At 45.5% G+C, this 6,985-nt stretch carries 6 protein-coding genes; 1 reads left to right on the forward strand and 5 read right to left on the reverse strand.

The features are described 5' to 3' along the window. Positions 1 to 66: 66 nt before the first annotated feature. Positions 67 to 804 carry a cyclase family protein gene (locus WG8_RS17285; protein WP_007431509.1) on the reverse strand — a complete coding sequence of 246 codons (738 nt, stop codon included), beginning with the start codon at positions 802 to 804 and terminating at the stop codon, positions 67 to 69. Between the two features lie 465 nt (positions 805 to 1,269). Between WG8_RS17285 and WG8_RS17290 the strand changes: the two genes are divergently transcribed. Beyond that, positions 1,270 to 2,553 (forward strand): pectate lyase family protein, encoded by a 1,284-nt coding sequence (locus WG8_RS17290; protein ID WP_007431510.1) that lies wholly within the window; start codon positions 1,270 to 1,272, stop codon positions 2,551 to 2,553. Between the two features lie 132 nt (positions 2,554 to 2,685). Here WG8_RS17290 and WG8_RS17295 read toward each other — a convergent pair whose 3' ends face one another. The 4 genes from WG8_RS17295 to WG8_RS17310 form a co-directional block, all read right to left on the reverse strand. Continuing rightward, positions 2,686 to 3,753 (reverse strand): ABC transporter ATP-binding protein, encoded by a 1,068-nt coding sequence (locus WG8_RS17295; RefSeq protein WP_007431511.1) that lies wholly within the window; start codon positions 3,751 to 3,753, stop codon positions 2,686 to 2,688. A 213-nt stretch (positions 3,754 to 3,966) separates the two neighbouring features. Further along, the gene (locus WG8_RS17300; RefSeq protein ID WP_007431512.1) at positions 3,967 to 5,346 is read right to left on the reverse strand and encodes a sensor histidine kinase; all 1,380 of its coding nucleotides are present in this window, start codon (positions 5,344 to 5,346) and stop codon (positions 3,967 to 3,969) included. A gap of 2 nt (positions 5,347 to 5,348) precedes the next feature. Beyond that, positions 5,349 to 6,059, reverse strand: a complete 711-nt coding sequence (locus tag WG8_RS17305; RefSeq protein WP_007431513.1) for a response regulator transcription factor — start codon at positions 6,057 to 6,059, stop codon at positions 5,349 to 5,351. 169 nt (positions 6,060 to 6,228) lie between these two features. Next, entirely contained in the window at positions 6,229 to 6,738 is a 510-nt protein-coding gene (locus tag WG8_RS17310) for a hypothetical protein (RefSeq protein WP_007431514.1), read from the reverse strand. Positions 6,739 to 6,985: the final 247 nt, after the last annotated feature.

The raw sequence follows: 6,985 nt of genomic DNA on the forward strand, positions 1-6,985 counted from the left end.
GACATAAACATCTGAACCGGTCTGCCTGCTCAAGATATCGTTTACCAACGACCTGGTATCTTATGATTAAGGCAAAATAGCAAAGGAGCGCACCGGAAATCCGGGAGAATCCTGAATGCTCGGAACGATATTATAAATGACCGCACCTGTCGCAGGCAGCTTGTCCAAATTCGTCAGCACCTCAACCTGATAACGATCCTGCTCCAATATGAAATATTCCCCTACCAGCCTGCCCTCTTTGCGAAAAGCTACAGAGGAGTCAGTATCCAGTGTCTCATGCCCAATGGCGGCCACATTTCGTTCTTCTACCAAAAAGCGCAGCGCCTCCAGCGACCAGCCCGGGCAGTGTGCGTCTCCGGCGTCGTCCTTGTTTGAGAACGCATCTGAATCAGGCCAACGCTTGCTCCAATCACTGCGAAAGGCGACAAAGGATTGATCGGCAATGCGTCCATGCTCCTTTTCAAAATCCAGAATATCCGCAACCGTAAGCTCATAGTCGGGATTGGCTGCAACAGCGGCCGAACGGTCAATAACAACCAGCGGCAAAACCAGTTCCTTCAACGAAAGCTCATGCAAGTAACGTTTACCCTTCACAAAATGAACGGGTGCATCTATATGAGTGCCATATTGACCCGGAAAGCAGTATTGTTTTACAAAAAAGCCATCGTCATGGGTAAATAAGGTATCCACCTGAACTTGATCGAATACCGGAAAATGAGGGATTTCAGGGTAAAAGGCGTGGGACAAATCCACCCACTCTTTTTGCTTCAACAACTTCAAAATATCTGCTAAATGCTCTGCCATGATGTCCATTCCTCCTCAGCTATATTACGAGCATTGTACCTGAGGATTTGGCAAAAATCTACAAACCGGCTTTCAATTCGGCAAAGTAGAATTACAGCCTCCTTCTTCTGATTTGAAATCGTTAACATTTCAAGCAGATCTATTGCACTTTTTCCAGCCTAATATGAAACCCATGAACAGTGTTGCTTCCGAGCAAAAAACACAAAAACAATTCCATATATTCATATATACAATTCCTATTTCATATGATTGTTAACGTTTTCATTATTTTGTATGCGCTTTTAATGGAAAAAGAAGGGTTCTATTTCATTCTATAAAAAATTAGACAAAAGTTTTAGTATGTAACTTTTATTATATTAACAAATACTGGAACGCGAAGTATGATAGAAAATGTAGAAAACATAAGGAGCACCCGGGACTTCCTTCGTTCGTCTACTCCATTCATCTCATATACGGAGGTATTTTATGAAAAAGAGATTTTCACTCGGAATCGCAGCAGCCTTGCTGTTCACAACCCTGGCTCCTCTTGGTACACCTGCTCATGCAGCCACTGATATTGGTAAAGAAACGCTCGGCAGCAAAAACGGTTGGGCAGCCTTTTCTACAGGCACAACAGGCGGGGCCGCAGCCTCCTCTTCTAATATTTTCACTGTAACGAATCGCAAGCAACTGGTGGATGCTTTGGGCAAAAGCAGCAATACTACCCCTAAAATCATTTATGTCAAAGGTACGATCAATGTCAATGTCGATGACAATAACAAGCCGCTCGGATTGAACGATTACAAGGACCCTAATTATGATTTTGACGCATATATCAAAGCATATGACCCGTCCACATGGGGGAAAAAGGCTCCTTCCGGTACATTGGAAAAGGCACGTGAAGCTTCCCAAAAAAATCAGGCCAGTCGTGTTGTCATTCAAATTCCATCCAATACAACAATTGTCGGCCTGGGCAGCAATGCCGTTATTAACGGCGTGAACTTCCAACTGAAAAAAGGGACAGACAATGTCATTATCCGCAATATTGAATTCCAGGATGCCTACGATTATTTCCCACAATGGGACCCAACCGACGGCAGTACAGGCAACTGGAATTCGGAATATGACAGCATTACCATTAACGGTGCCACTCATGTATGGGTAGACCACAATACCTTCAACGATGGTTCTCACCCGGATAGCCAAAACGGTACCTACTATGGGCGGGAATACCAGCATCATGATGGACTTCTCGATGTGATCAATCAAGCCGATCTGGTCACTGCTTCTTACAATCATTTTTCCAATCATGATAAAACCTCAATTATTGGCAACAGCGACAGCAAAACAGCAGATGAGGGAGTTTTACGTGTAACCCTGCATCACAATTATTATGAAAACACAGTACAACGCACACCACGTGTACGGTATGGACAAGTCCATCTGTACAACAATTACTATACAGGTGATGTAAAACGCTCCGAATATCCTTTACTGTATATATGGGGCGCAGGCAAATCCTCCAAAATCTTCGCCGAAAACAATGTCATTGACGTTGCCGGTTTATCTGCAGCTAAAATCGTGACTGTCTTTGGTGGAACTGCCCTGTCAGATACGGGCACAATCCTGAATGGACAAGCTGTTAACGCAGGCTCCAGCGCGGGTCTTAGCTCCTCTGTAGGCTGGAAACCATCGCTGAACGATAAGATTTCCCCATCTGCCAGCGTAAAAGCAGAAGTCACTTCGCAGGCCGGTTCCGGCAAACTGTAAAAAAAGGCTTCGCTAACATCAAAAAGGGCTGTCCTCCCCGTAGATTATTCCATGGAGAGAGCAACCCTTTTTTATTTCAGAATTTTGCAAATCCTTATTTACGAGTCGTTTATCAGCAAATTACATCGTTCGTTAAACGCTGTATTGTTCGACCAAAACCGGCTTTTCAAATGCATTGTCCAGCTTGCGAAGCTTGGCCTTTACCGCCTCTGGTGGCTCAACCGCAGGCGCATCTGGATGCAGCAGCCATGATTTCACAAAGTGTGTATCGGATAATTGAAAGAGTGGAGGCTCTTTCTCAAAGTCAATCTTCATGGCATAAGCACTGCGGGCTGCAAAAGCATCGCCTACAGGTGGGTGCAACAGATCCGGTGGTGTTCCCGGAATAGCTGCCAGCTTCTGACCATGGCTGTCCAAACTTGGCATGGAAGCGAGAAGCCCCCAAGTATATGGATGTTTTGGATTATAGAAAATTTCATGAACCGTACCTGTTTCCACGATTTGTCCGGCATACATAACAGCCACGCGATCCGCCATCTTCGCTACAACGCCGAGGTCATGGGTAATAAAGATGATGGAAGTGTCGATCTTCTTCTGAAGGTCCTTCATCAATTCCAAAATTTGAGCTTGAATCGTTACGTCCAGCGCAGTCGTCGGTTCATCGGCAATCAGAAGCTTGGGATTAGCAGCCAGTGCCATCGCAATCACGACACGTTGACGCATACCGCCACTGAACTCATGCGGATACTGGTTAAAGCGCTGCTCTGGATGCGGAATACCTACCAGGGTAAGCAACTCAATGCCCCGCTTATAAGCAGCGTCCTTGGATATCTTTTCATGCTTGAAAAGCACTTCCGTGATCTGCTTGCCGACCTTCATTGTCGGATTAAGGGAAGTCATTGGGTCCTGAGAAATCAGACCGATTTCCTTACCACGAATTTTTTGCATCTGCTTTTCGGTTTTATTAATCAGCTCTTCCCCGTCAAATAAAATTTGACCCTTTTGATAAATACCCGGAGGGGTCGGAATCAGCTTCATTACAGCCTGTGAGGTTACGCTTTTGCCTGAGCCGGATTCACCGACAATAGCCAGCGTCTCTCCTTTATTGACATGAAAGTTTACGCCACGAATGGCCTGCACTAGTCCCTGACGGGTCTTGAAAGATATCGTTAAGTCCTTCACTTCCAAAAGGCGGTTCATCTCATCACTCTTTCATTTTTATTCATCACTATTATTGACCACTATCTAAAAAAACGACGTTCATGAGTCAAGGTATATACGAACAATTTTACTCAGTTTAGTGCCTGCCAGTCAAGCAATATCTAAAATAAGCCCAAAAACCTTCCATCGATTGTCACATCAACGGAAGGTTAAGCCCGAAAAACGATCAATTTCAACCATTTTTGCACTCATTTATAACATATGTTGTATATAACTGAACCGCGCTCCGCCCAATGGTGAACGTGTACAGCTCAATTCACCGCCCAGCCGGGAAGCGATTTGACGGCAAATAGCCAATCCCAGACCCGTGACACCGTTCGAACCGGTATAAAATCTCCCGAACACCTCGGCTGCCTCTTGTTCAGTCAGTCCTTCTCCATCATCATCCACATGCATAACCCATACAACCTCCGGTGTTGTCCCCGCCTCCAAATGAATGACAACCTCCGTAGAGGTGTGTCGAACCGCATTTTGCAACAAATTCAATATCATGCGGAACAATTGCTCGGCTGGAACGGCCACATGCAGGCCCTCCCCCTCCACACGAAGCGAGATCGAGCGTTCAGCAGCCACCGGCATCAACAAATGAACAGCGTCCTCTGCCATGCTTCCAAGATCTATCAGAGAAACAGGCCACTCTTCATTCAACGCCTCCAGCCTTGATAGCTGCAGCAGCTTTTCCACCATATCAATTAATCGCTGGGACTGCACTTTAATGATACCAAGCCCCTCGTCCTGGGATACCACTTGATCCTGAATGGCATATACGTAGCCTTGAATGGACATTAACGGTGTCCTTAGCTCGTGAGAAACATTTTGCAAAAATTCAATCTGACCGTTGTGATGCTGCTGAATACGGGCCGACATGGAATGAAAGGTGCCGATCAGTTCTCCAATTTCACTTTTGTCTGCCTGCGGAAAATCACTATCCTGTGGTTGATTCGGCTCATAGTTGCCTACAGCCTCCTTCAATCGCTTGAGCGGGCGTACCAGTCGTGAAACAACCATCAGCCCAATAACGAGAATCACCAGAAAGCTCGCCACGATAGACAATATTGTAGTTCTCATTAACGGAACATAGAGCGCTCTCAATGAAGACAACGGCGAGTATACAAAAATTCGAAAAGGTTGTCCGGGTAATTCTTCATTTGTAAACAGTATCTTTTTACCTTGAAACACGGCAACCCCTTCATGTACGGAAGCCAGATCATGGGCAGACGGATGAACAGATGCAAAAAATCCCTGACGGATCAAGAGCAAGCTCTCTATCTTCTTCCCCTCCACTCCAGACACGCTGGAGTCGATGATACGATTATCCGTGCTTAAAATAAAATAATCGGCAGACAAAAGCATACCTTTGATGACATAGTTAAGCTCAGCGTTATCCAGCCGGTCAAAGCCTCCGTCGCTCATAATATGGACGGCTTTGCGTGCCTGTTCATGAAGCTTGGATTTAGCCTGATTTACGAGTAGATCGTCGATAAGCCTGATGAACAAAACTACCGTAATACAGACAGTAATGAGCATTGCGATAGATAGGGACAGCAATATTTTAGCTCTCATCGTACGCATGGCTACTGCCCCTGAACCGTTGCTTTATATCCGAATCCCCAAACGGTATTAATGACGAGCGTAGAGTGGTATTCCGCCAGCTTTTTGCGAATTCGTTTGACCAGATCGTCCACGACCCTCACATCACCTATAAAATCATAGCTCCACACCTGCTGAATCAGATGCTCTCTACCAAAAGGTCTTTCCAAATGATTTGAGAGAAACAGCAGCAGATCAAACTCACGGGAGGTCAAATTTAACTCTTGTCCGTCCACAGTGACCTTACGAAAATCTGCAAAAATACACAGATTGCCCGCTCGGCATACTTCTGCGCTTCCTGGCGCCCCCTTATCATCCGGGGCAGACGTTCCAGCCTTGCTCAGCCGCAGCATCGCTTTGACCCTCCCAACCAGCTCCCGTGGATTAAAGGGCTTAGTCAAAAAATCGCTGCATCCCAGCTCCAGCCCGTGGATACGATCACTTTCCTCACCGCGCGCGGAAATCATAATAATTGGCATTTCCGTAAACTCACGAAGCTGAGTCAGCAGGGAAAGTCCATCAATTCCGGGCATCATGATATCAAGAACGAGGCAGTCTGGACGGTCCGTACGGATATGCTCTATCAGGTTTTTGCCACTGGAGAAGGAAGTGACCTCGTAGGATTCTTTTTTCAAATACTCAGATATTAATTGCAAAATGAACACGTCGTCATCCACCACTACTATTTTTGTCATGACCATAACCCCTTGCTGTTGTTCTGGATGGTTCCATCCTCTCTATTAGCTTAACAGAAGCCCAGCAGAATAGACAAAAGACGGGTATACCGTTCCCGGTCCCGTCTTTTCTTATCATGAATCGCTGCTGTATATGCCAGGCGAACTGAAAACTGACTGCACTTCAACCTTATTTTTTGGTTGTGGTTACTGCTTTAGCTGCTGTTTTTGGAGCTGTTTTCACTGCTGTTTTTGCAGGTGCTGCTTTTTTAACCGGAGCTTTGTGAACTACTTTGTGAGCTGCTTTTTTAGCTACAGCATGATGTGCACGAGTTTTGTGAGCTGTTGCTTTATGTTTAACGGCATGATGTTTAACTGTACGATGCTTCGCTTTCACTGCTTTTACTTTGTGGCTTGCCACTTTTTTGGCAACTGCTTTTTTGGCAGGAGCTTTTTTCGCTTTTGTTGTTGCTTTATGTGCCACTGCAGCTTTTTTAACAGGTGCTTTCACTACAGGTGTTTTTGTCACAGGTGCTTTTGCAGGGGTTTTGGTAGCTGGTGTTGTAACCGCAGGAGCTTTAGTAGCTGGTGCAGTTGTGGCTGGAGTCGTTGTTGCTGTAGCGGCAAATGCGCTGCTTGCTCCTCCCAGTACGCTTACTACGGTCAATACGGCTGCTGCATTTTTAGTCCATTTTTTCATGATTGAATCACCTCTCCTTTAAAGTATCTTTAGCTTATCAGGAGAATTCGGGATAATTGTGGAAGAAATATGTGAAAAGTATATGAAAAAAGCGCGTAGCTCTGTATCTGGAAAACACACGAGCTGCACGCTATAAATGTCATGTAATAACGCCTTGATTAACCGATGGCAATCCATGAGACAATACCGTAGTTATGCGAGGTTTCGTTCCATTTGGTTACGACGATCACCGCACCACCGGGTGTCT

It is taken from the genome of Paenibacillus sp. Aloe-11, from assembly GCF_000245715.1.
Classification (GTDB): Bacteria; Bacillota; Bacilli; order Paenibacillales; family Paenibacillaceae; genus Paenibacillus; species Paenibacillus kribbensis.

Bases quoted from the DNA above. Each gene is read 5' to 3' on its own strand.
- WG8_RS17285 (WP_007431509.1), bottom strand. From the start codon at position 804: ATGGCAGAGCATTTAGCAGATATTTTGAAGTTGTTGAAGCAAAAAGAG.
- WG8_RS17290 (WP_007431510.1), top strand. From the start codon at position 1,270: ATGAAAAAGAGATTTTCACTCGGAATCGCAGCAGCCTTGCTGTTCACA.
- WG8_RS17295 (WP_007431511.1), bottom strand. From the start codon at position 3,753: ATGAACCGCCTTTTGGAAGTGAAGGACTTAACGATATCTTTCAAGACC.
- WG8_RS17300 (WP_007431512.1), bottom strand. From the start codon at position 5,346: ATGCGTACGATGAGAGCTAAAATATTGCTGTCCCTATCTATCGCAATG.
- WG8_RS17305 (WP_007431513.1), bottom strand. From the start codon at position 6,059: ATGACAAAAATAGTAGTGGTGGATGACGACGTGTTCATTTTGCAATTA.
- WG8_RS17310 (WP_007431514.1), bottom strand. From the start codon at position 6,738: ATGAAAAAATGGACTAAAAATGCAGCAGCCGTATTGACCGTAGTAAGC.